At 39.2% G+C, this 21,898-nt stretch carries 23 protein-coding genes and 1 pseudogene; all 24 read right to left on the reverse strand.

Features of this window, described 5'->3' with window-relative positions:
• Positions 1–128: 128 nt before the first annotated feature.
• The 24 genes and pseudogenes from DIS06_RS07455 to spoIIR all read right to left on the reverse strand — a co-directional run bounded on the left by DIS06_RS07455 (position 129) and on the right by spoIIR (position 21,894).
• A complete protein-coding gene (locus tag DIS06_RS07455; RefSeq protein WP_110112614.1) occupies positions 129–1,856 on the reverse strand; it encodes a methyl-accepting chemotaxis protein in 1,728 nt (575 codons plus the stop codon).
• Positions 1,857–2,101: 245 nt separating this feature from the next.
• A complete protein-coding gene (locus DIS06_RS07460; RefSeq protein ID WP_110112615.1) occupies positions 2,102–2,503 on the reverse strand; it encodes a F0F1 ATP synthase subunit epsilon in 402 nt (133 codons plus the stop codon).
• A gap of 25 nt (positions 2,504–2,528) precedes the next feature.
• Positions 2,529–3,950, reverse strand: coding sequence for a F0F1 ATP synthase subunit beta (gene atpD, locus DIS06_RS07465; protein WP_110112616.1), 1,422 nt, complete (start codon positions 3,948–3,950; stop codon positions 2,529–2,531).
• A gap of 48 nt (positions 3,951–3,998) precedes the next feature.
• Positions 3,999–4,856: a F0F1 ATP synthase subunit gamma gene (locus DIS06_RS07470; RefSeq protein WP_110112617.1), complete on the reverse strand. Its 858-nt coding sequence runs from the start codon at positions 4,854–4,856 to the stop codon at positions 3,999–4,001.
• 83 nt (positions 4,857–4,939) lie between these two features.
• Complete coding sequence (gene atpA / locus DIS06_RS07475; protein WP_110112618.1) at positions 4,940–6,448, reverse strand: F0F1 ATP synthase subunit alpha; 1,509 nt, start codon at positions 6,446–6,448, stop codon at positions 4,940–4,942.
• A gap of 15 nt (positions 6,449–6,463) precedes the next feature.
• Positions 6,464–7,009, reverse strand: a complete 546-nt coding sequence (locus DIS06_RS07480) for a F0F1 ATP synthase subunit delta (protein WP_110112619.1) — start codon at positions 7,007–7,009, stop codon at positions 6,464–6,466.
• On the reverse strand, positions 7,006–7,524 hold the full coding sequence (locus tag DIS06_RS07485) for a F0F1 ATP synthase subunit B (protein WP_110112620.1): 519 nt from the start codon (positions 7,522–7,524) through the stop codon (positions 7,006–7,008). Before DIS06_RS07485 ends, DIS06_RS07480 begins: the two co-directional genes overlap by 4 nt.
• Positions 7,525–7,651: 127 nt before the next feature.
• The gene (gene atpE, locus DIS06_RS07490; RefSeq protein ID WP_025908757.1) at positions 7,652–7,864 is read right to left on the reverse strand and encodes a F0F1 ATP synthase subunit C; all 213 of its coding nucleotides are present in this window, start codon (positions 7,862–7,864) and stop codon (positions 7,652–7,654) included.
• 90 nt (positions 7,865–7,954) lie between these two features.
• Entirely contained in the window at positions 7,955–8,665 is a 711-nt protein-coding gene (gene atpB, locus DIS06_RS07495) for a F0F1 ATP synthase subunit A (protein ID WP_110112621.1), read from the reverse strand.
• A gap of 6 nt (positions 8,666–8,671) precedes the next feature.
• On the reverse strand, positions 8,672–9,055 hold the full coding sequence (locus DIS06_RS07500) for an ATP synthase subunit I (protein WP_110112622.1): 384 nt from the start codon (positions 9,053–9,055) through the stop codon (positions 8,672–8,674).
• A gap of 4 nt (positions 9,056–9,059) precedes the next feature.
• On the reverse strand, positions 9,060–9,281 hold the full coding sequence (locus tag DIS06_RS07505; protein WP_110112623.1) for an AtpZ/AtpI family protein: 222 nt from the start codon (positions 9,279–9,281) through the stop codon (positions 9,060–9,062).
• Between the two features lie 300 nt (positions 9,282–9,581).
• On the reverse strand, positions 9,582–11,792 hold the full coding sequence (locus tag DIS06_RS07510) for a S8 family serine peptidase (protein WP_110112624.1): 2,211 nt from the start codon (positions 11,790–11,792) through the stop codon (positions 9,582–9,584).
• Positions 11,793–11,871: 79 nt separating this feature from the next.
• Positions 11,872–13,023: a non-hydrolyzing UDP-N-acetylglucosamine 2-epimerase gene (gene wecB, locus DIS06_RS07515; protein ID WP_110112625.1), complete on the reverse strand. Its 1,152-nt coding sequence runs from the start codon at positions 13,021–13,023 to the stop codon at positions 11,872–11,874.
• Between the two features lie 24 nt (positions 13,024–13,047).
• A complete protein-coding gene (upp, locus tag DIS06_RS07520) occupies positions 13,048–13,677 on the reverse strand; it encodes a uracil phosphoribosyltransferase (RefSeq protein WP_110112626.1) in 630 nt (209 codons plus the stop codon).
• A gap of 338 nt (positions 13,678–14,015) precedes the next feature.
• A complete protein-coding gene (gene glyA / locus DIS06_RS07525; protein WP_481746849.1) occupies positions 14,016–15,245 on the reverse strand; it encodes a serine hydroxymethyltransferase in 1,230 nt (409 codons plus the stop codon).
• A gap of 106 nt (positions 15,246–15,351) precedes the next feature.
• Positions 15,352–15,918, reverse strand: coding sequence for a TIGR01440 family protein (locus DIS06_RS07530; RefSeq protein WP_110112628.1), 567 nt, complete (start codon positions 15,916–15,918; stop codon positions 15,352–15,354).
• A gap of 32 nt (positions 15,919–15,950) precedes the next feature.
• A complete protein-coding gene (rpiB, locus tag DIS06_RS07535; RefSeq protein ID WP_110112629.1) occupies positions 15,951–16,388 on the reverse strand; it encodes a ribose 5-phosphate isomerase B in 438 nt (145 codons plus the stop codon).
• A 495-nt stretch (positions 16,389–16,883) separates the two neighbouring features.
• The gene (locus DIS06_RS07540) at positions 16,884–17,831 is read right to left on the reverse strand and encodes a methyl-accepting chemotaxis protein (protein ID WP_481746850.1); all 948 of its coding nucleotides are present in this window, start codon (positions 17,829–17,831) and stop codon (positions 16,884–16,886) included.
• A pseudogene (locus DIS06_RS20940) lies at positions 17,826–18,173 on the reverse strand (HAMP domain-containing protein); the annotation flags it as partial. The gene DIS06_RS07540 and the pseudogene DIS06_RS20940, both read right to left, overlap by 6 nt.
• Before the next feature lie 13 nt (positions 18,174–18,186).
• Positions 18,187–18,618 (reverse strand): low molecular weight protein arginine phosphatase, encoded by a 432-nt coding sequence (locus tag DIS06_RS07545; RefSeq protein ID WP_110112631.1) that lies wholly within the window; start codon positions 18,616–18,618, stop codon positions 18,187–18,189.
• Between the two features lie 170 nt (positions 18,619–18,788).
• Positions 18,789–19,349, reverse strand: a complete 561-nt coding sequence (locus DIS06_RS07550; RefSeq protein WP_110112632.1) for a manganese efflux pump MntP — start codon at positions 19,347–19,349, stop codon at positions 18,789–18,791.
• Positions 19,350–19,432: 83 nt separating this feature from the next.
• Positions 19,433–20,473, reverse strand: a complete 1,041-nt coding sequence (locus tag DIS06_RS07555) for an L-threonylcarbamoyladenylate synthase (RefSeq protein WP_110112633.1) — start codon at positions 20,471–20,473, stop codon at positions 19,433–19,435.
• A gap of 172 nt (positions 20,474–20,645) precedes the next feature.
• Positions 20,646–21,089 (reverse strand): GNAT family N-acetyltransferase, encoded by a 444-nt coding sequence (locus DIS06_RS07560; RefSeq protein ID WP_110112634.1) that lies wholly within the window; start codon positions 21,087–21,089, stop codon positions 20,646–20,648.
• Positions 21,090–21,276: 187 nt separating this feature from the next.
• Positions 21,277–21,894 carry a stage II sporulation protein R gene (gene spoIIR / locus DIS06_RS07565; RefSeq protein ID WP_110112635.1) on the reverse strand — a complete coding sequence of 206 codons (618 nt, stop codon included), beginning with the start codon at positions 21,892–21,894 and terminating at the stop codon, positions 21,277–21,279.
• Positions 21,895–21,898 lie beyond the last annotated feature (4 nt).

Consider the following 21,898-nt stretch of genomic DNA (forward strand, 5'->3'; position numbering starts at 1 on the left):
AACATTTATTTTAAGAAAATAATGGTTTAGTATCTATATTTTATCTACCCTTTAACTAAAAACACGTCTAAAAATGTTGCTCTTTAAGGGCTTTGACTCATTTTGAACAGACTATAGGTATCCACATCTTAATACGTAAATTTTGTCGTTTCTTCATTCAATTCTTTTGATAAAGCGGTAAGGGTTGCCGCAGCTTCATTTACGTGCTTCATGGATTGCAATTGCTGCTCGGATATTGTCAACACTCCTTTTGAATGCTCAGAAGATTGATCGGAAATTTGGGATAGTGCCACAACTGTTGAATTTAATTCTTCCGCAGTGCCAGCTATATGTTCAGTAGAAGAAGAAACTTCTTCCATTTTTTCCGAGACGTTCTGAATAGACTGTAAAATAGTCTGGAAAACTTCACCTGTTTTATTAATGAGTAACATTCCTTCAGCTACATCTTGCTTGCCTTTTGACATCGATTCAACCGCTTTTATTGTATCCACTTGAATACTTGTTACTAACTGTGTAATCTGATCAGCAGAGTGTTTAGATTGTTCGGCTAATTTACGCACTTCCTCAGCTACAACAGCAAAGCCACGACCATGTTCCCCAGCTCTAGCTGCTTCAATGCTTGCATTCAAAGCAAGTAAATTGGTTTGCCCTGAGATGGCTGTAATGACCTCTACAATTTGTCCAATTTCTTTTGAATGTTCGCCTAATCGACTTACCAACTCTCCAGATACACCAACGGACTCTTCAATTGAGTTCATTTGAGAAATGGCTTTTTGAACAAAGTTGTCACCTTCTCCTGCTTGCTCCGATGTTTTATGAGCTTCATTCGCCATATCAAGAGAAAACTCCGCAATTCGTTGAACTTGAATAGACATACTATCCATTGCCGTTACATATTCTTTTGCACTTTGTGAAGATGTTTCAGCTCCATAGGCAATTTCCTGAATAGAAGATGTCACTTGTTTAGAAATATACGAAGAATGCTCAGCTGTTTCACTTAAATCTAATGCTGACTCTCCCACTTGACGAGACGTACGACTAATTTGGCCGATTAAATATTGAAGTTTTTGTGTCATTTCATTTAATACATACATTAATCGACCTACTTCATCTTCTGTTTTTACTTTCAATGGTTCTTGCTGAAGATTACCCTTTGCGACTGATTCAAGGCGACCTACTACAAGTTCAATACCAGAGGAGATGCGACGAGCTTGAAAGATAGCAATAAAAATACCACTCAAAATCGCAATAAGTGAAGCAACTGACAACACCACTCTTGACTGTGCAACTTCACTCTCCATTTCATCTACCTGCTTATTCGTTGCCTGATCTTGTAGGTTAACCACCTCGATCCAAGCATTAATGGCAGCTTCACTATATGGCAAACATTTCACTTCCATTAACTTAAGCGCTTCCTCTGTCTTCCCAGCGTCATACATTGGAATAATTTCCTGTATGACAAGATTTAACCATTTCGCTGTCTCTGCTTGCGCCTTTTGCAAAGCAGATTCGCGCTGTTGAACGGTTTCAGCCTCTCCCTGTTTACTCAATTCAAATAGTCGTTTTTCTTGTTCAATTGCTTTTTCCGTTTCTTGAATAAATTGTTCTTTGGATTCGTCACGATCAAACAAAATGTAGTCCCTTGCTAGCTTCGCTCGGTTCGCTACACTAAATGACATAGCATTTGTCGCTTCTAACACTTGAATATTATGAGAAGCAATTTCATCTAATTCTTTTGATAAAGCACGAATGGTTACATAGCTATATGTACTTAACAATGCAAACATTATTAACACGATTGAAAAACCGATTAATATTTTCCCCTTAATGCTTTTCATCTCCACTACCCTTCCCATTCTGTACCGTCCTATGGACTGTTCCTCTATATTTCTACGTTACGATTACCTTTCGTCCCTATACTACCTGTTGTATAACCACAAGTTGCTTTTCAAGCTATTTATCCGTCTTTTGAGACCTTAACCCCCTCATTTGGGTCTTTTTACACACCTTTTATATTATTCCTTAATTAACAAATAATTTCAATTGTTACCTCTCTAATTTGCTAATAAAAAAAAACTTGAGGGATAGCCCTCAAGTTTTTTTATTTATATTGTGTGATCTCAATACGGTTAATCGCACGCTTTAGTGCAAGTTCTGCACGTTTGAAATCAACGTCATCTTGTTTACTGTTTAATCTTGCTTCTGCTCGCTTTTTCGCTTCTTCAGCACGAACAAAATCAATATCTTCAGCTTTTTCAGCAGTCTGTGCTAAAATTGTCACTTTGTCAGGTCTTACTTCAAGAAAGCCTCCACTAACAGCCACAAGTTCTGTGCTGCTTCCTTTCTTCAAGCGGACAGCTCCAATTTGTAAAGGAGCAACCATTGGGATATGTCCTGGTAAAACACCTAACTCACCACTTTGAGCTTTAGTACTTACCATTTCCACATCTGATTCATAAACCGGGCCATCAGGAGTGACTACACTGACATGGATCGTCTTCATTTAAAAAACCTCCTATGTCCCTAAATTAAACTTCTACTCCCATACGCTTCGCATTCTCAATTACCTCTTCGATGCGTCCTACTAGACGGAATGCATCTTCTGGTAAATGATCATACTTACCTTCAAGGATTTCCTTGAAGCCGCGAACTGTTTCTTTTACAGGTACATATGAACCTGCTTGACCTGTAAATTGCTCAGCCACGTGGAAGTTTTGAGATAAGAAGAATTGAACGCGACGTGCACGTTGTACAACAAGCTTATCTTCTTCAGAAAGCTCGTCCATACCTAAGATCGCGATAATATCTTGTAACTCTTTATAGCGTTGTAATGTTTGCTGTACTTGACGAGCAATTGCATAATGCTCTTCACCAACGATTTCAGGTGATAACGCACGAGATGTTGATGCTAAAGGATCCACGGCTGGGTAGATACCCATCTCTGATAGCTTACGCTCAAGGTTTGTTGTTGCATCTAAGTGAGCGAAAGTTGTTGCTGGAGCTGGATCCGTATAGTCATCGGCTGGTACGTAAATCGCTTGAATTGATGTTACAGAACCTACGCTTGTTGACGTAATACGCTCTTGTAATTGACCCATTTCTGTTGCTAACGTTGGCTGATAACCTACGGCTGATGGCATACGACCTAGTAATGCTGATACCTCAGAACCAGCTTGCGTGAAGCGGAAAATGTTATCAATGAAGAATAATACGTCTTGACCTTGCTCATCACGGAAATATTCTGCCATTGTTAAACCAGTTAATGCAACACGTTGACGTGCTCCAGGTGGCTCATTCATCTGACCGAATACCATCGCTGTTTTCTTAATAACGCCTGAATCAGTCATTTCATGATAAAGGTCGTTACCTTCACGTGTACGCTCACCAACACCTGCGAATACCGAGATACCGCCGTGCTCTTGAGCGATGTTGTTGATTAATTCCTGGATTAATACCGTTTTACCTACACCGGCACCACCGAATAGACCAATTTTTCCACCTTTGATGTATGGTGCAAGTAAGTCTACTACTTTAATACCTGTTTCAAGAATTTCTGCTTGTGTTGATAATTCTTCAAACTTTGGTGCTTGACGGTGAATTGGGTCACGACGAGCACCCGCTTCAATTGGTGCATCTAGATCGATGTTTTCACCAAGTACGTTAAATACGCGTCCTAATGTTATATCACCAACAGGAACAGAAATTGGTGCACCAGTATCTTCTACTGCTAAACCACGAACTAATCCGTCAGTAGAAGACATTGCTACTGTACGAACTGTGTCATCACCTAAGTGAAGCGCCACCTCAAGTGTTAATTCGATGCCTACTTCATTTTCAGTGTTCGCTTTATGAGAAATTTTAAGGGCGTTATAAATTTCAGGAAGGTGTCCGCTGTCAAACTTTACGTCTACAACAGGACCCATGATTTGAGTAACGCGTCCTTTTGCCATCGTGTTCCCTCCTAACTTGCTTCTCTATGATATAGAACCAGTTATTTTCTATTCTAATGCAGCTGCACCGCCGACAATCTCTGTGATCTCTTGCGTAATTGCAGCTTGACGAGCTCGGTTATAAGATAGAGTAAGTGAATTAATAAGTTCTTTTGCATTATCTGTAGCACTTTTCATCGCTGTCATACGAGCAGCGTGCTCACTTGCTTTACCATCTAGTAATGCACCGTAAATTAAACTTTCTGCATACTGTGGTAATAATACTTCAAGAATTTCTTCTTGTGATGGTTCGAATTCATACGACATAAGCTTTGTTGAAGAAGCAATGTCTGTTAATGGAAGCAATTTCTTTTCCGTTACCTCTTGTGAAATTGCGCTTACAAAGTGGTTGTAGAACATATAAAGTTCATCAAACGTTCCATCTCCAAACATATTCACTGTTTGAGAGGTAATGCCTTGGATGTCAGCAAATGTTGGCTGATCAGATAAACCTGTAATTTCTAAAAACACCGGAATTTGACGTTTTTTGAAGAAATCACGACCTACACGACCAACGGCAATAATTGCATATTCATCTGTTGACTTATGACGCTTTTGAATTGTTTGATAAACCGTACGTAATACGTTACTGTTGTAAGCTCCTGCTAGACCACGGTCCGATGTAATAACAAGATAACCTGTCTTTTTAATCGGGCGTGATACAAGCATTGGATGAGATGCATCTTTGCTACCAACAGCAATACTTGCTACAACTTCTTGGATTTTATCCATGTATGGAACGAATGATTTCGCATTTTGCTCTGCTCGGTTAAGCTTGGCAGCTGAAACCATCTCCATTGCTTTTGTAATCTGGCTTGTCTTTTTTGTCGATGTGATTCTTGTTTTTATATCACGTAATGATGCCAAAGGTTTCACCACCTTTTTTCAGAAGATCACATGGTAATGGAAGGTGAACAGAATGGTGTCATGCTCACCTTCATTTTTATTTATTATTCAGATGGAACGAACGTTTTCTTAAATGCTGCGATTGCTGCTTCGAAATCAGCATCTTCTGGTAACCCACCAGTTGTGCGAATTGTTTCAAGTAATTCTTTACTGTTTAAACCTAACCATGTTAAGTACTCGTCCTCAAAACGTGTAATATCCGCTACAGGAACATCGTCTAAATGGCCACGTGTTAACGCGTAAAGGATTGCAACTTGTTTTTCAACAGCAAGTGGCTTATGTAAGCCTTGCTTTAATACTTCTACTGTACGTGCACCACGATTAAGTTTCGCTTGTGTTGCTTGATCTAAGTCAGAACCAAACTGTGCAAATGCTTCAAGCTCACGGTATGATGCTAAGTCTAGACGAAGCGTACCAGATACTTTCTTCATTGCTTTAATTTGTGCTGAACCACCTACACGTGATACAGAAAGACCGGCGTTAATCGCTGGACGTACACCCGAGAAGAATAGATCAGATTGTAAGAAGATCTGTCCATCTGTAATCGAGATTACGTTTGTTGGGATATAAGCAGATACGTCACCTGCTTGTGTTTCGATGAATGGAAGTGCTGTTAAAGAACCTGCACCTTTTGCATCTGATAATTTTGCAGCACGCTCAAGTAAGCGAGAATGCAAGTAGAATACGTCACCAGGATATGCTTCACGACCTGGAGGACGACGTAGTAATAATGAAAGCTCACGGTAAGCCGCTGCTTGCTTCGTTAAATCATCGTATACAACAAGAACGTGCTTGCCGTTATACATGAACTCTTCACCCATTGTTACCCCAGCATAAGGTGCTAAGAATAATAATGGAGCTGGTTGAGAAGCTGATGCTGTTACAACGATTGTGTAATCTAATGCACCGTGGTTACGAAGTGTTTCTACTACGTTACGTACTGTTGATTCTTTTTGACCGATTGCTACATAGATACAAATCATATCTTGACCTTTTTGGTTAAGAATTGCATCAATTGCAACCGATGTTTTACCTGTTTGACGGTCACCGATGATTAACTCACGTTGACCACGACCGATTGGCACAAGTGCGTCAATCGCTTTAATACCTGTTTGTAATGGCTCATGTACAGATTTACGATCCATTACACCTGGTGCTGGGCTTTCAATTGGACGTGTTTTTGTTGTTTCAATAGGACCTAAACCGTCTACTGGTTGACCTAATGAGTTTACAACACGACCGATTAATGCTTCACCAACTGGTACCTCCATGATACGACCCGTACGGCGCACTTCGTCACCTTCACGAATGCTTGTATAAGGACCAAGGATAATGATACCTACGTTATTTTCTTCAAGGTTTTGTGCCATACCCATGACACCATTTGAGAATTCAACAAGTTCTCCAGCCATGACATTGTCGAGGCCATGAGCACGTGCGATACCGTCACCAACTTGAATAACTGTACCTACATCACTCACTTTAATTTCAGACTGATAGTTTTCAATTTGCTTTTTTATAAGCGCACTAATTTCTTCAGCTTTGATGCTCATGCATTTCACCCCTATCTACGATCTGTTCGCTAGAAGCTCACGATGGATACGCTCTAGTTTACCGTGGATACTACCATCATAAATACGATTACCGATTCGAAGCTTCACGCCACCAATTAAACTTTTATCTACAACGTTTGAAATACGTAATGATTGCTTACCAACTTTACGTGCAAATGCTCCTGATAATGCCTTTTCTTCATCTTCACTTAAAGGTTTTACAGAATACACAGTTGCTTGAGCAATCCCACGCGCTTCATTCGCTAGTGTTACATATTCATTGATTACACCTACTGTACTATGAACGCGATGACGCTCTAATAGTAAGAAGAGTGTATTTTGTACAAACGGTACTAATCCTGCAAAAGCTGAACTAACCATTTGTTTTTTTGTTTCTAACTCAACTTTTGGGTGCGTTAATAGCTCCAATAAGTCTTTGTTTTCTACAAACACTTGTTTCACAACAAGTAACTGATCTTCAATTTGATCGACCATGTTCTGTTCGTTTGCTAATTGAAAAAGAGCGAGTGCGTAGCGCTTTGCGACTAATTCGTTGCTCATCGCGCGTCCCCTACCTCTTGAATGTACTCATTGATTAATTTTTCTTGATCTTGTTCAGAAAGTTCTTTTTCAATTACCTTAGAAGCGATAAGAACAGATAATGACGCTACTTGCTCACGTAAAGCTGCAACAGCTTGCTCTTTCTCTTGCTCGATTTCTTTCTTTGCTGCTTCTTTCATACGATCAGCTTCAGCACGAGCTGTAGCCATGATTTCTTCTTTCTTGTCTTCTGCAGACTTTCTTGCACTTTCCATTAAAGCTTGTACTTCTTGACGAGATTCTTTCATTGCTTGACGTTGTTCTTCCATCAGCTTTTTCGCTTCTGCATTTTGTTTTTCTGCTGAAGCAATCTCGTTTGCGATATGGTCTTCACGCTCTTTCATGATGCCCATTAATGGACCCCATGCGAATTTACGAAGTAATACTAATAAGATAAGGAACATGACTAATTGGAAAAGAATATCTCCCGTATTTAGACCAGCAGCTCCTACTACAAACATATTTGACACGACCATGTTCACTCCCTTCAGAGATTCAACATATGTGAATGTAAGACAAATTTTTGTTCATTAAAAACATAAAGCAATGGCGAAGGTTCTTTTCGAATGATCTTCGCCATTTTTGAACGTTGTTAAATTACTATTATTGACCTTGTACCATGAACGCGATAACTACAGCGATGATAGGAATCGCCTCTACTAATGCTACCCCGATGAACATAGTTGTTGTTAAAGTACCACGAGCTTCTGGTTGACGAGCGATACCTTCTACAGTTTTAGATACGATTAAACCGTTACCAATACCTGCACCTAGTGCGGCTAAACCAATTGCAATTGCAGCTGCTAATAAACCCATTGTATAAAGTCCTCCCTTAATGTATGTAGAATTTTTTCAACAAAGTTTCAGATTGTTCAAAATGGGTATTTGAACAAAAAGGTGTATAAATTAATGGTCTTGACTCACTTTGTGTGCCAAATAAACCATTGTTAACATTGTAAAGATAAATGCTTGGATTGAACCTACGAAAATACTAAATCCTTGCCATACAAGCGTTGGAATTGCTGCTCCAAGTACGCCCATAAAGCCAGTTGCTGCCATACCTGCTAGTAAACCTAATAAAATCTCACCAGCATAGATATTCCCGAAAAGACGAAGACCTAGCGTTAATGTGTTCGCAAATTCTTCAATAATCTTAAGTGGGAATAAGAAAGGCATTGGTCTAAAGTAGTCCTTCCCGTATTCTGCGAAACCTTTCATCTTAATTCCATAGTAATGTGATAACACAACGACCATGGCTGCCAATGTTAAAGTAATCGCTGGGTCGGCAGTCGGTGATTTCCACCATAAATTGTGATCTACAATGATTGCGAATGGTAAACCTAACATGTTTGATACAAAAATATACATTAGTAATGTCATACCAAGTGTTAAGAATCTTCCACCTGTTTTCCAGTCCATCGTGCTGTTAATAATGTTTTTCACAAAATCAACAATCCACTCCATGAAGTTCTGAATACCCGTTGGTCTCATAGCTAAAGAACGAGTGGCTATGACAGCAATAAGAAATACGATGGCAGAAGCTACTGTAATCATTAAGACGTTACTTAAGTTAAAGGTAAGACCTAAAAACTCCGTAGTTGGCGATTCGTGACCCAACTGTTTTCACCTCTCTTCCCATCTCTTACGTAAATTTTGAACAACTAAATCTATGATTATGACAAGATAGGATGTCATTAATCCCAAAACAACACTAATGATATGAAAATGATTTGGATAACGCATTGCAACAATGACTGCTAATGCAGCAGTAGCAAACCGTGCAAACGTTCCTACTGAACGGGGTCTTCTCCCCTCTTCTAACGCTTGTCCAAACTGTTTTGATCTTTTCACTAGCACCCAAAGGCTGTACAAGCTGAGTGATGTTCCTAAAATCAACCCTAAAAAGACAGACTGATAGCTAGTAAATCCCCATCCTAATACGTATAAAGCTAGTAAATTGAACATGTATGAACGAAGTCGTGGAAACATTTGGTGCAATTCTTGCATAGGATTATTCTCCTGAGAAAAAATGTCGGACTGATCGCAACATGGCATAGACACCTGTTGCAAGCCCTAATAGAAGGCCAATAATTAAAAACAGTGGTTCGGTTACAAATCTTTCGTCGAGCCATTTCCCTAAAAATAGCCCTATTAAGACTGACCCCGCTAATTGCGAAAGAATGGCTGTCATAAGCGCCATTGCTTGTAAAGGGTGACGTTGTTTTCGACTCATTTATCCCACTCCTTTTTAGCAAATATTTCATCTATTCGAAATATTTTTCTTTACTCCATTATATGTATATACAATGTGAAAATATTGCTAAAAGAGGGTAAAATATTGTCGAAAAATTATGGCAAAAACGTTGATTTTTCAACATTGAAAACCTTACCATTTATATCCCCTGTAAGCATACAATAGGTACTATTTATTGTCAATGTCTTTGAGCCAAAAACTTCACAAACTGTCAAGTGTTGTTCACAAATTTGTCATACCATAAAGAAAACTCTTTAGAAAGCTAGACTAAAGAGTTCTTTATTGTATTTCAATTGTAACATCCATTGTATCTTCGTGACCATTCTTTTTCGCAAATACAATCGCTTTGTACATTCCACGTGGAATTGTCTTACTTATTTCAAGTATACGACGTATAGTCCCTCTTTCGACATTTTCCTCCACACCGACATACGTAACAAACCTTAACGTATCTGGATCATAAAGGGCAATCCCTACTTCATCTGCACCTTCTGGTAAAAATAATTCGTACATGTATACCTCTTCTTCATCACCTTTGACAAATTGAAAACCCATTACTCTCGGATAATTTGGCTCTTCAACAATAAATAAGTATGGAATTTCGATGACTTCTTGACCGGATTGAACGAGTAAAGCACCATGATGCATCCCCGCTTCCCACTTATCAGCTTCTACTTCTAACCCTATCTCCACTTGTTTCTTCTGCTTAGGCGCTACTGTAACAGAAAGTGGAACATCCCACTTTAACCCTTTTTCATAATGAGGAAACTCAATGGTATATTGCTGAGTGCGAGTCGATTGATTATCAAATGTGATGACTTTTTTAATAAAGCGAGAAGATTCTTCTTTTTTATAAACACCATAAGATAGTGCACTTGGGTAAACGAGAGACGTTGACTTTATCGCTTTATCTACTTGTATTCTTCCCGTTCCTTGCTCGTATGGCGCATACCGTGTACCATTAGGCTTCACTAATGGCTTGGCTGTATTCATAAGTGCTGCTTTCACTTGTTCCGGTGACCAATCAGGATGAGCTTGTAATAAGAGAGCACAAGCACCCGCTACATGAGGAGCGGCCATACTGGTTCCATGCATCGAGACATAACCTCCTGGTATTGTGCTATCGATGCTATATCCTGGCGCGACAACATCTGGCTTAATCTCCCACGTTGATGTCACTGGTCCTTTCGAACTAAAAGAGGCTAAAAAGTCTTGAATAACTTTATGATGCGTGTACAAAAGTTCATTCGATTGCATCCCTTTTTTTAACGCTTGTGCATCTTCTTTGCTCATTGAAACAACCGGAATGCTTATTTCTTGTTCTAACGCTCCTAAAAAACTACCTTTTAAGTTATTCGCAATGATTAACGCAACCGCTCCTGCTTTCTCTGCGTTTAATGCTTTTTGTGTGAAAGACAATCCCCCTCTTTCGACTAGCACCACTTTCCCCAATGCATGTTTGATTTCATTCTCTCTGCCTATCCCACCCGCTATAATTGGATAACCTCGACGAAATGACCAAGGAACTGACCCTTGAAGTGGGTTTACTTCTATCTTTTTGGAGTGAGAACCAACTTGAAGGTAAGGAAATTTCACAGGAGGAAGTGAGGCTCCTACTGAAATAGCTTTGGATGCGGTACCTGGTGATCCTACCGTCCACAGTTCAGGACCAGAGTTTCCACTTGATGTCACCGTCACAATCCCTTTTTCTGATGCTTTATTTAAAGCAAGGCTCGTTGGTAAATCCGGGCCGTTTACTTCGTTACCAAGTGATAAATTGATGACATCGACTCCATCTTGAATGGCTTTTTCAACTGCTAAAATGACACTTTCTGATGTTCCAACGCCACCTGGGCCGAGCGCGCGATATGCATAGATTTCTGCCTCAGGTGCAACCCCTCTCATTTTGCCGTTTGCTGCAATCACACCTGCTACATGCGTACCGTGAACAGTCGGATCCCCCTCCCCTTCTCTCGTTTCCATCGGTTTATAGTCTTTATCAATGACATCATAACCCCCAATGTAATTACGTTGCAGATCAGGGTGAGTAAAATCGACTCCAGTATCAATGACACCGACTTTGATTCCTTTACCTGTTAAACGCTTATTATCTTGATCGAAAATCCCCCGCACTTGTTCACTTCCAATGAACGGAACACTCTCATTCATCGTTACTTTATATTCAGAAAGCGAATGGGAACTTTCCACAAAATGTTCTTCTTCTAATTTTTTTAATTCTGCATGCGTTCCTTTAATGGATAATCCATAAAAAGCAGTTTCAAACGTAGCTTGTACTTGTAAGGTTGGATATTTCCTTTTCACGGTTTCTTTTACACGCTTCACATTCTGATCGTCCAATACGATAATTTTTGTTTCTTCGATGTCTACTTTAACATCTTGAATAGAAGGACGATTTGGAAAGACAAATGCGGAAGGAAGACTTGTTGAGAGGAAAAGAAATAATGATAGCATCCACTTTGATAAAAACATAAAAAACACCCCTTCACTTTAGCGTGTCTCAATTGAGCACATTTCATGTGAAGAGGTGTTCATTTTACGAATCAACCTTTTAAGTTAAAGGACGAAATTCTTCCGGTCGCTCGTTTCGCTGCTTAAAGTGATAACTAATCGCATCACAAATTCGCTTTGAAGCTAATCCGTCTCCGTATGGATTGGACGCCTTGGACATTGCATCGTAAGCAAGCTGATTCGTTAATAGTTCTTTCGCGAACGAATAGATTGTTTCTTCTTCTGTTCCTGCTAGTTTAAGCGTTCCAGCTTCGATTCCTTCTGGTCGCTCCGTTGTGTCACGTAACACTAATACCGGAACACCTAAAGAAGGCGCTTCTTCTTGGACACCACCTGAATCGGTTAAGATAAGGTGCGCTCGCTCGGCAAAGTTATGAAAATCAATCACATCAAGTGGTTCAATGAGATGAATACGCGGGTCATCCCCTAAGATATCGGCTGCTGTTTCACGTACAACCGGATTTAAGTGAACTGGATACACAACTTGAACGTCATCGTGTTCATCAACAATTCGCTTTACCGCTCGGAACATGTTTTTCATCGGCTCGCCTAAGTTCTCTCTGCGGTGCGCAGTTAAAAGAACTAAACGATCATTACCAATTTGGTCTAATACGGAATGTGAATATTCTTCTTTGACCGTTGTTTTTAATGCATCAATCGCTGTGTTTCCAGTAATAAAGATCGCTTCCTCCGGCTTATTTTCAGCTAGTAAGTTACCCGCTGACTTTTCCGTTGGTGCAAAGTGGAGGTCGGCTAACACGCCTGTTAACTGGCGGTTCATTTCTTCAGGATACGGCGAGTATTTATTCCACGTACGAAGCCCTGCTTCTACATGGCCTACTTCAATTTGATTATAAAAGGCTGCTAAACCTGCAATGAACGTTGTTGTTGTATCACCATGCACAAGGACAATATCAGGTTGTACTTTTTTCATCACATCATCTAACCCTTGTAATCCTCTTGTTGTCACATCCATTAATGTTTGACGATCTTTCATGATATTTAAATCATAATCTGGTGTAATCTCAAAGATGCTTAGTACTTGGTCTAACATTTCACGATGCTGTGCAGTTACAGTTACGATTGCTTCAAATTCTTCCGGACGCTTTTTTAACTCTAATACAAGAGGCGCCATTTTAATTGCTTCAGGTCTAGTTCCAAATATTGTCATTACTTTGATTGGTTTTTTCATTCTCTATCACCTGAACTTATCAAATTATTTTGTACCGAACAAACGGTCTCCTGCATCTCCTAAACCTGGCACAATGTAACCATGGTCATTTAACTTTTCATCTAATGCTGCAATGTAAATATCCACATCAGGGTGAGCTTCTTTCACAACTTCTACCCCTTCAGGAGCAGCAATTAAACACATAAATTTAATGTTTTTCGCTCCACGTTTTTTTAAAGAATTGATTGCTTCAACGGCAGAACCACCTGTTGCTAGCATCGGATCAACAACGATAAAATCACGCTCTTCTACATCGTTTGGTAATTTCACATAATATTCAACAGGTTGTAATGTTTCAGGATCACGATATAAACCAACATGTCCAACTTTTGCAGCTGGCATTAACTTCAAGATTCCGTCTACCATTCCAATTCCCGCACGTAAAATTGGCACAATACCAAGCTTTTTACCTGCTAACGCTTTCGACGTTGTTTTGCATACAGGTGTCTCAATTTCAACCTCTTCAAGAGGTAAATCACGTGTAATTTCAAATGCCATTAAACTTGCTACTTCGTCTACTAACTCGCGAAATTCTTTTGTACCTGTCTTAATATCACGTATGTACGTTAGCTTATGTTGAATAAGAGGGTGGTCAAACACATATACTTTAGCCATTTATATCTCTCCTTTAAATAAAAGTGGAACTAATTGTCGCAATGCGACTTGATTCAAAACTTAGACACATGGAAGTGGCTGACTCATAAAAGCTTACCTTTCTTTTTCGTTAGTATCCCCTTCTTATAAAGAAACGAACGAATAAATCGAAATAGTTCAGCTCTTTCATTTTGTCAGCCACTTACTTAAAAATAATACGATACCGTTTTAGGCATTGCGTCTATTTTACAGAAAAAGAAAATTGAGTTCAAGCGTTATCAGTAAAATGACAAGGATTGTTAGGATTTTGTTATATTCGTCAAAAGGGACCATCTCCTAAGATGGTCCCTTTACCTTACTTAACGTGTTGGGTATAGCTCAAACTTTGCTGATAACGTTTCAACACGTTTTTTTGCTTCTTCTAACTTTTCTTCATTATCTGCATTCTTTAATGTAAGTGCCATAATCGAAGCTATTTCATCCATATCTTCTAATCCAAAACCACGACTCGTCACCGCTGCTGTCCCGATACGGATACCACTTGTAACAAATGGACTTTCAGGATCAAACGGAATCGTATTTTTATTGACTGTTACTCCAACATCATCAAGAGCTTTTTCAGCCACTTTACCCGTTAGATTCATTGAACGAACATCGATTAACACAAGATGGTTATCTGTTCCGTCCGAAACAAGCGTAAAGCCTTCTTTCTTTAACGACTCTGCTAAACGCTTTGCATTATCAATGATGTTTTGTGCGTACGTTTTAAAATCATCTTGTAGCGCCTCTCCAAATGCAACAGCTTTGGCAGCAATCACATGCATAAGTGGGCCACCTTGAATCCCAGGGAAGATTGATTTGTCGATTTTCTTTGCAAACTCTTCACGACAAAGAATCATTCCACCACGTGGTCCACGTAATGTTTTATGTGTTGTTGTTGTCACAAAGTCTGCGTAAGGAACTGGATTTGGATGAAGACCAGCTGCTACTAATCCAGCAATATGCGCCATATCAACCATTAAATAAGCGCCTACTTCATCTGCGATTTCACGAAAACGTTTAAAGTCAATTTCACGAGGATACGCACTTGCGCCGGCCACAATGAGCTTTGGCTTATGTAAGCGAGCTTTCTCTAACACATCTTCATAGTTAATGCGGTGAGACTGCTCATCGACACCATACTCAACAAAATTATATTGAACACCACTGAAGTTAACAGGGCTACCATGCGTTAAATGACCACCGTGTGATAAATTCATACCTAAAACCGTGTCACCAGGGTTTAGCACAGTAAAGTAAACAGCCATATTTGCTTGAGCACCAGAATGAGGTTGTACATTCGCATGTTCTGCACCAAATAATTGTTTTGCACGATCACGAGCAAAATCTTCGGCTACGTCTACATGTTCACAACCACCATAGTAACGTTTACCAGGGTACCCCTCTGCATATTTGTTTGTTAAAACAGAGCCTTGTGCTTCCATTACGGCTTCACTTACAAAGTTCTCAGAAGCAATTAACTCAATTTTTGTACGTTGTCTTCCTAATTCCTCTTGTATTGCTTTGTAAATCTCTGGATCTTGCTGCATTAATCGGTTCTCCATCAAAATCCTCCTCACGATGATAACGTTCGTTTTTTATAAAATTCAGTTACATTGTAACATGATATAACGGATTTTTGAAACTAAAAACGTTCTAACACTCTTCGTTTTCTTCAGATTGTTCGTAAACAGCCCGAACTCCTCCAATTAATTTTGGCCGAGTTGTCGCAAATGTCACATGTGCATTTCCAATTTGCTTTATTGAACAACGAACAGGTACTGCCACATGCTTTAGATGCATTCCGATAAATGTATCCCCAATATCGATTCCTGCATCAGCTTTTATAAACTCCACCACAACAGGGTTTTTAAAATGGTGATACGCATACGTAGCCATTGCGCCTCCTGCCTTACGAATAGGGATAACCGAAACAACTTCAAGTCCTCGCTTCTCCGCTACTTCTTTTTCCACAACAAGGGCTCGGTTTAAATGCTCGCAACATTGAAACGCCAATGAAACACCTGTTTCTTGCTGAAAGTGCGTGAACGTCCGAAAAAGCATCTCTGCTACTTCTTTCGTTCCAGCTGTACCAATACGTTCCCCTACCACTTCACTTGTACTGCAACCAATCACCATTAGTTGACCTCTCGTGATGTTTATTTGCTTGTGAAAATCATGCAGAATCGTTTGAAGCTCTTCTTGCCACTGTAGAATAGACAATTTGGACACCTTCTTTTCAATAAAAAGCTAATTTACCCTTCGTACTGCTTAATTTTATTCACACGGTTTTCGTGTCGTCCACCTTCAAACTCAGTCGTTAACCAAATTCTCGCAATATCACGAGCAAGACCTGGACCGATAACACGCTCACCCATCGCTAAAATGTTGCTATCATTGTGTTCTCTCGTTGCCTTTGCACTAAAAGTATCGTGAACAAGCGCACAACGGATACCTTTGACTTTATTTGCCGCAATACTCATTCCAATGCCTGTTCCACAAATCAAAATCCCTCTATCTACTTCACCGCTTGCAACCTTTTCGGCTACTGGAATTGCATAGTCAGGATAATCAACAGACGTCCCACACTCACACCCTAAATCTTCGTACTGAATGTCTAGTTCTTTCATTAATTCAATAATTTCTTGGCGAATATTTACACCGCCATGATCAGATGCAATTGCTACTTTCATGTTCTAATATCCTCCTCTTGCTTCTTTTTGTCTGGCTATTTCTATAGACTCTGTTGCCGTTTAACAAGTAGTTGAAAGGAAGAGAAATTTCTCCTTAGGGTGACTCGCACCTTTCGCTTCAATTAACCTTAAAACACGACCTTCCAAAAAACAAACTTAAAAACAACCATCCTATAGAAAAAAGACTCGGACTAACTAAAATCAATTATCATAATGTTACATCATTTAAACGCAAAAATATATAAATGTATCTAGAAAATTCAAGCGGTCTCGAAAGCCACATTTAGAACTATCTCTCTTTTACAAATTAAGCTAAGTTTGTGAGTTAGCTATACATACTGAAACAGAATTTCTTTGTGGTCACTTTAAAGATGGAAAAGACACATAAAGAATCTTTATATATAACATCCCTTGCCTGTATATCCATGTTGCTACTGGACTTAATTGGCAAGGGATGTTACAAACTGATTCAAAAGAAATTGTTTTTGTCTCTACCTATATAATGAATTTGTTAATCGTCTCTTGTAGTTGTTTGGCTTGGAACGATAGCTGTTTTGACGCTTCATCGATTTGGTCAATGAGTGCACTTTGTTGTTGAGTAGCCGCATTGACTTCTTGCGCACCTGCTGATGTTTGCTCGGCAATGGCGGCCACTTCTTGCGATTGATGAGCCGTGTGACGGATGCTTTCCATTTGCTGTTCGACAAGATCCGTAATATCTTTTACTGCTTCTACTACTTGGTGAACAGAATGTGTCATCGTTGTCATTTCTTTTGTCGTTTCATTTCCTTTATTTGCTTCTTGTCTTGCAATGGTCACTTGCTTCTCAATATGTACGACAACATTTGTCACTTCGTCTTGGATATTTTGAATGAGACTTGTAATACCTTGCACAGCTTTTGCACTTTCATCAGCTAGCTTTCTTACTTCCTCCGCAACCACTGCAAACCCTTTTCCTTGTTCACCTGCTCTTGCCGCTTCGATGGACGCATTTAACGCTAGCAAATTGGTTTGGCCTGCAATATCTCCAACCAGTGAAATAATGTACTCAACTTCTTTCGCATGCTTCTCAAGTCGTTGAACGGCATTGAGCGATTGCTCATTATTTTTAGCTAATACACGGATTCCATCAATTAGCGAAGTAGTTGCCTCTTTACTCGTTTGTAACGTTCCAACCATTTCCTTTGAAAGTTCCATGGAGGTATACGCTTTTTGTTGTACTTGTTCGGCAATGACAATGACTTCATCAACAGACTCTGATGTTTCTTGAATGGATACAGCAGACCCTTCTGCCCCTTTAGAAATTTCGTCAATGGTACGAGCGATGTTTTCTGCTTGCACAGCGGCTTCACTCGAAGAAACCGAAATGGAAATCACTCCGTCATTCGTTTTCTCAAAGTTTTGATTGATGCTATGAATGATTCCTTTCACATTTTCAAGCATTTGATTAAATGCAAGTCCCAGTGCACGAATCTCATCATCCGACTTTGAAACGTTTACTTCTTCGGTCAGAATCCCTTCTGCTGCTTTTTTAGCTACAATCTCTAACTCCTGAAGAGGTCTAATAATAAAACCCGCAGCTAGATAAGCTAATAAGCCAGACCAAAAAATTCCTAGAAAAAGCGTGCCAATTGTAAAGGTGTGCTGATTCATATACCCTTCGACAAAAGGATAGATAAAGTAAATAAAGAATGCACTTGTAGAATACGTAATAATAGCTAAAATTGAGATAAACACAACAAGCTTTACTCTTAAACCAAACCGATAATGCGATTTCTCCCCCATATTGGCCTCCTACTTATTTTAATTCATTGACAAGTTTCTCTATAAATGAATCAATTTCTTCTAAAGTACCCCGATAGACCGATAACGACCCACCAAATGGATCTGACACATCTTTACGATCTCCCACAAATTCCCCTAAGGTGTATGTCTTATCTATCGCTTCTGGTACACGATCTATCACAAATTGCTTATGAGTATCTGTCATAGTAAAAATGTGAGTCGCCCATTGAATTAACTCTTCATCTAATAAACTAGCTACATGTTGATGTTTAATTCCTCGTTCTTTTAGCGCTTGCTTTGCATGAGAAGAAGCATCGCTTCCGGGTGAAGCAAAGACACCCGCTGACTTCACCTCTACTCCTTTTACGCCCCTTGCCTTTAACAGCGCTTCAGCAATCGGGCTGCGACATGTGTTTCCTGTACAAACAAATAAAACATGCTTCACAAAAAGACCTCCTTTTTACCTATTATAAGTGATAATACCCACTCGTATAATCCTTTTCACAACATGTTCATAATCTTTTATACAAAAAATGACACTCTTCTTATGCAACTTAGTACGTCGCATAAGAAGAAGCGTCATTTCAACCCACTATACTTTTTAACATAGCTTTATTATATAGGAAATAAGAGTTTAATTCCAAAAGCCAAAAGAATGCTACCACCTAACACTTCACTATAAGAACCAATCCAGCCTTGAACTCTCTTACCAAGTAACAGACCCATCCATGTTAAAATCATACTTACAATGCCGAATACTACAATCGTCATGAGTGTTCGGGCACCAAAAATCCCCAGACTTAACCCAACTGAAAAGCTATCTAAGCTCACACTCAACGCAAAAACTAATAGTCCAAAGCCCACTGGTTTAATAAATGAATCCTCTTCTTTTTTAAAAGAAGAATAGATCATTTGCACACCAAGAGCAAGGAGTAAAATACCACCTGCATAAGAAGCGATATTCCCTAATTTGTCTGATAACAATTTACCAATGGACATCCCTAATAAAGGCATCCATAGATGAAAGAAGCCAATGATCACACCAATATAAAAGATCTGTTTTAACCGAAGTTTTATAAGTCCCATACCTAGCCCTACTGAAAAGGCATCGAGTCCTAATGCAAATGCCATAATAATTAGTGTAATCATTTCACTAACAATCTCAGAAAAATTCATCCCTCTCCCCCTCGGACTTGCCTATTTCACCATATGCATGTACAAGGGTGTTTAGAATAAGTTTTTCAATGCTCTTCTAGCCGTTATTCTGAAATGATTTGATGACCTGCTGCTTTTTCTAATCGATTCATAATAGCCTGTCCAACGCCATCAGAAGAAAAGCTTTCGCTTAAAATAATATCAACTTCACATTCATTAAATGCTCGTAATGTATCATAAAGATGACTTGCAACCGTTTCTAAGTTCTTCTTTGTTCCACAAGAAAGTACGACATTTGCTTGATAAAAGGATTCATTTTCAACTGTTGTCAAAACCCCTACTCTTTTCCCTTGTCGTTGATATTCTACTATCTTTTCTTGTAAAAACTGTTTGGAGCCTTCCACAATTATTAATGAAGCATCAGGTGCATAGTGTGTATACTTCATTCCCGGAGATTTAGGTGCTTGCTTTTCATCCACTAGAGCTTGATCAGTATGTACGTTACCAATGACACGCTCTAACTGATGTTTTGTCACACCACCTGGCCTTAAAATGGTTGGAACCTCTCCTGTACAGTCTAATACGGTTGACTCTAGACCGACCCCTGTTGGGCCTCCATCCACAATACCGCTAATTCGACCGTTCAAATCATTCATTACGTGCTTAGCTAACGTAGGACTAGGCTTTCCTGATAAATTCGCACTCGGAGCAGCAATGGGAAGGTTCACTTCTTTTAAAAGCGCCAGTGCAACAGGATGAGCAGGCATTCGCACAGCAACTGTTGATAAACCAGCTGTTACTTTCTCTGATAACCCAGCTTTTTTCGGTAAAATCACGGTTAGAGGACCAGGCCAAAACTGTTCAATTAGTTTTTCAGCTTTTGCAGGAATGTCTGCGACAATGCTATGAAGTTGCTCTTTATGCCCAATGTGGACAATAAGTGGATTATCACTAGGTCTTCCTTTTGCTAAAAAAATCTTATCAACAGCTTGATCTGAAGTTGCATCTCCACCTAATCCATATACGGTTTCAGTAGGAAAAGCTACTACTTCACCTGCGCGTAATCGCTTAGCCGCTTCGTTTATTTGTAGATAACTTTTATTTTCATCAACATTATTATCCACAGTCCATATTGTTGTATCCAACTTATTCCACTCCCTTTGTTTTTTATTTCTACTTATAAAAAAACTGAAATATCAAGGTTTTACCTCTTCTTATTATGGTAATTATTCTTCTATTTTATCAACAAACAAGCTTTATCCACATTTTGTGGATAAAGCTTGTTTGTTTGTGGGTAAGTTTGTGGATACTAAACCTTCAATCTTGATAACACATTACGTATAACTTATCCACATTGTCCGTTTGTAAAAGAGCTGACTGTTCTTGTAGACCCGCTGGTACGGTGTCTTTCGGAACCACTTGAAAGTGTAGCAATTCAAAGAAAGAGAGAGAAGCTTCTTTATTCGTTACAAGAAACAATTGGTCAATATCACTTTCTTTTGCTAAACGAACTACACTTTTAAATAACATTAAGATTTTATCTTGCGTTAATGTTGGTACGATCACAAGTGACCGTAACAACCCAGCATGTCCATCTTTTTGAAACCCCACTGTTGCGACTACTTCTTTTTCACTATTTTCCATTATAACAAAGTGCTCAATGTTCGACTCTAGTTCTTCTACGCTCACACAAGCTTTCTCTAGAAAAGTCTTCACTTTCCGTACATCTTTTACATGGGCTACTCGAATCAATTCGTTCATTCTCCTATCACCTCGACTAGTTTTCTAGTAACTAATCTATGAGCGATTGAGAGAATTAGAACTGCTTCCTAGCATTTTTTATGAAGTCACATTTATAAAAGTAGGTTGCATCTGCAAACTTCTTGCTAGTGAGCTAAGTGTGGCGATTGGTTCGCTTGAAAACAACGACCTTTTAGAAAAACATTCTCTATGAAAAGATTTTCGTAAACCATTCTACTAGAAAGAATTTAACCTCAACTTCTTGTTGTTGAACTTGTGGTTCCTCAGTAACTTCAGCTTGTTCTTCTTCATTCAATGGCTCTTGAACTGCTTCACCGTTTGAAAAGTCTAAGAAACAAAGTGGCGGAAACAGTACACACCACCAATTCGCTCCTTCTGCCTCTCCTAACGAAATTAAGATTGCTTCGTATTCACCTGCTGGATATAAAAACTGTCCATATAATTTTGTCGGGAAGCTTACTTTACCAAAGTCAACTGTAACGGATTGATTTACATTTTCTTCTTTTAATACTTGCTGTGCAATGCTTTCAATTTCATCTAGATTTCCACGAATAATACGACGCGCTTCTTCAACCGATGTTAGTTCTTGTACCCACTCTGTGATTTCAGCATTCACACGGTCACGAATTAATCTCTTTACATGTTGATCTTCATCAGCATCACTATTTGCAAGAATCCGTAATCGAATTGCCTCGTCTGGAATCACCATTGGTTCATTTGCTTGCACTTCTTGACTTGTATATAAAAGGTGCGTATGAGCTCCTATTAATAATAAGATAAAATAAATGATTACTTGTTTTTTCATGTTC

The organism is Bacillus sp. CGMCC 1.16541 (assembly GCF_003184905.1).
In the GTDB taxonomy this organism is placed as follows: Bacteria; Bacillota; Bacilli; order Bacillales; family Bacillaceae_H; genus Priestia.

Coding starts and splice junctions, on each gene's coding strand:
- DIS06_RS07455 (WP_110112614.1), bottom strand. CDS start 1,856: ATGGGAAGGGTAGTGGAGATGAAAAGCATTAAGGGGAAAATATTAATC.
- DIS06_RS07460 (WP_110112615.1), bottom strand. CDS start 2,503: ATGAAGACGATCCATGTCAGTGTAGTCACTCCTGATGGCCCGGTTTAT.
- atpD (WP_110112616.1), bottom strand. CDS start 3,950: ATGGCAAAAGGACGCGTTACTCAAATCATGGGTCCTGTTGTAGACGTA.
- atpA (WP_110112618.1), bottom strand. CDS start 6,448: ATGAGCATCAAAGCTGAAGAAATTAGTGCGCTTATAAAAAAGCAAATT.
- DIS06_RS07480 (WP_110112619.1), bottom strand. CDS start 7,009: ATGAGCAACGAATTAGTCGCAAAGCGCTACGCACTCGCTCTTTTTCAA.
- DIS06_RS07485 (WP_110112620.1), bottom strand. CDS start 7,524: ATGGTCGTGTCAAATATGTTTGTAGTAGGAGCTGCTGGTCTAAATACG.
- atpE (WP_025908757.1), bottom strand. CDS start 7,864: ATGGGTTTATTAGCAGCTGCAATTGCAATTGGTTTAGCCGCACTAGGT.
- DIS06_RS07500 (WP_110112622.1), bottom strand. CDS start 9,055: ATGCAAGAATTGCACCAAATGTTTCCACGACTTCGTTCATACATGTTC.
- DIS06_RS07505 (WP_110112623.1), bottom strand. CDS start 9,281: ATGAGTCGAAAACAACGTCACCCTTTACAAGCAATGGCGCTTATGACA.
- DIS06_RS07510 (WP_110112624.1), bottom strand. CDS start 11,792: ATGTTTTTATCAAAGTGGATGCTATCATTATTTCTTTTCCTCTCAACA.
- wecB (WP_110112625.1), bottom strand. CDS start 13,023: ATGAAAAAACCAATCAAAGTAATGACAATATTTGGAACTAGACCTGAA.
- upp (WP_110112626.1), bottom strand. CDS start 13,677: ATGGCTAAAGTATATGTGTTTGACCACCCTCTTATTCAACATAAGCTA.
- glyA (WP_481746849.1), bottom strand. CDS start 15,245: ATGCAGCAAGATCCAGAGATTTACAAAGCAATACAAGAGGAATTAGGA.
- rpiB (WP_110112629.1), bottom strand. CDS start 16,388: ATGAAAGTAGCAATTGCATCTGATCATGGCGGTGTAAATATTCGCCAA.
- DIS06_RS07540 (WP_481746850.1), bottom strand. CDS start 17,831: ATGCTTGAAAATGTGAAAGGAATCATTCATAGCATCAATCAAAACTTT.
- DIS06_RS07550 (WP_110112632.1), bottom strand. CDS start 19,349: ATGAATTTTTCTGAGATTGTTAGTGAAATGATTACACTAATTATTATG.
- DIS06_RS07560 (WP_110112634.1), bottom strand. CDS start 21,089: ATGAACGAATTGATTCGAGTAGCCCATGTAAAAGATGTACGGAAAGTG.
- spoIIR (WP_110112635.1), bottom strand. CDS start 21,894: ATGAAAAAACAAGTAATCATTTATTTTATCTTATTATTAATAGGAGCT.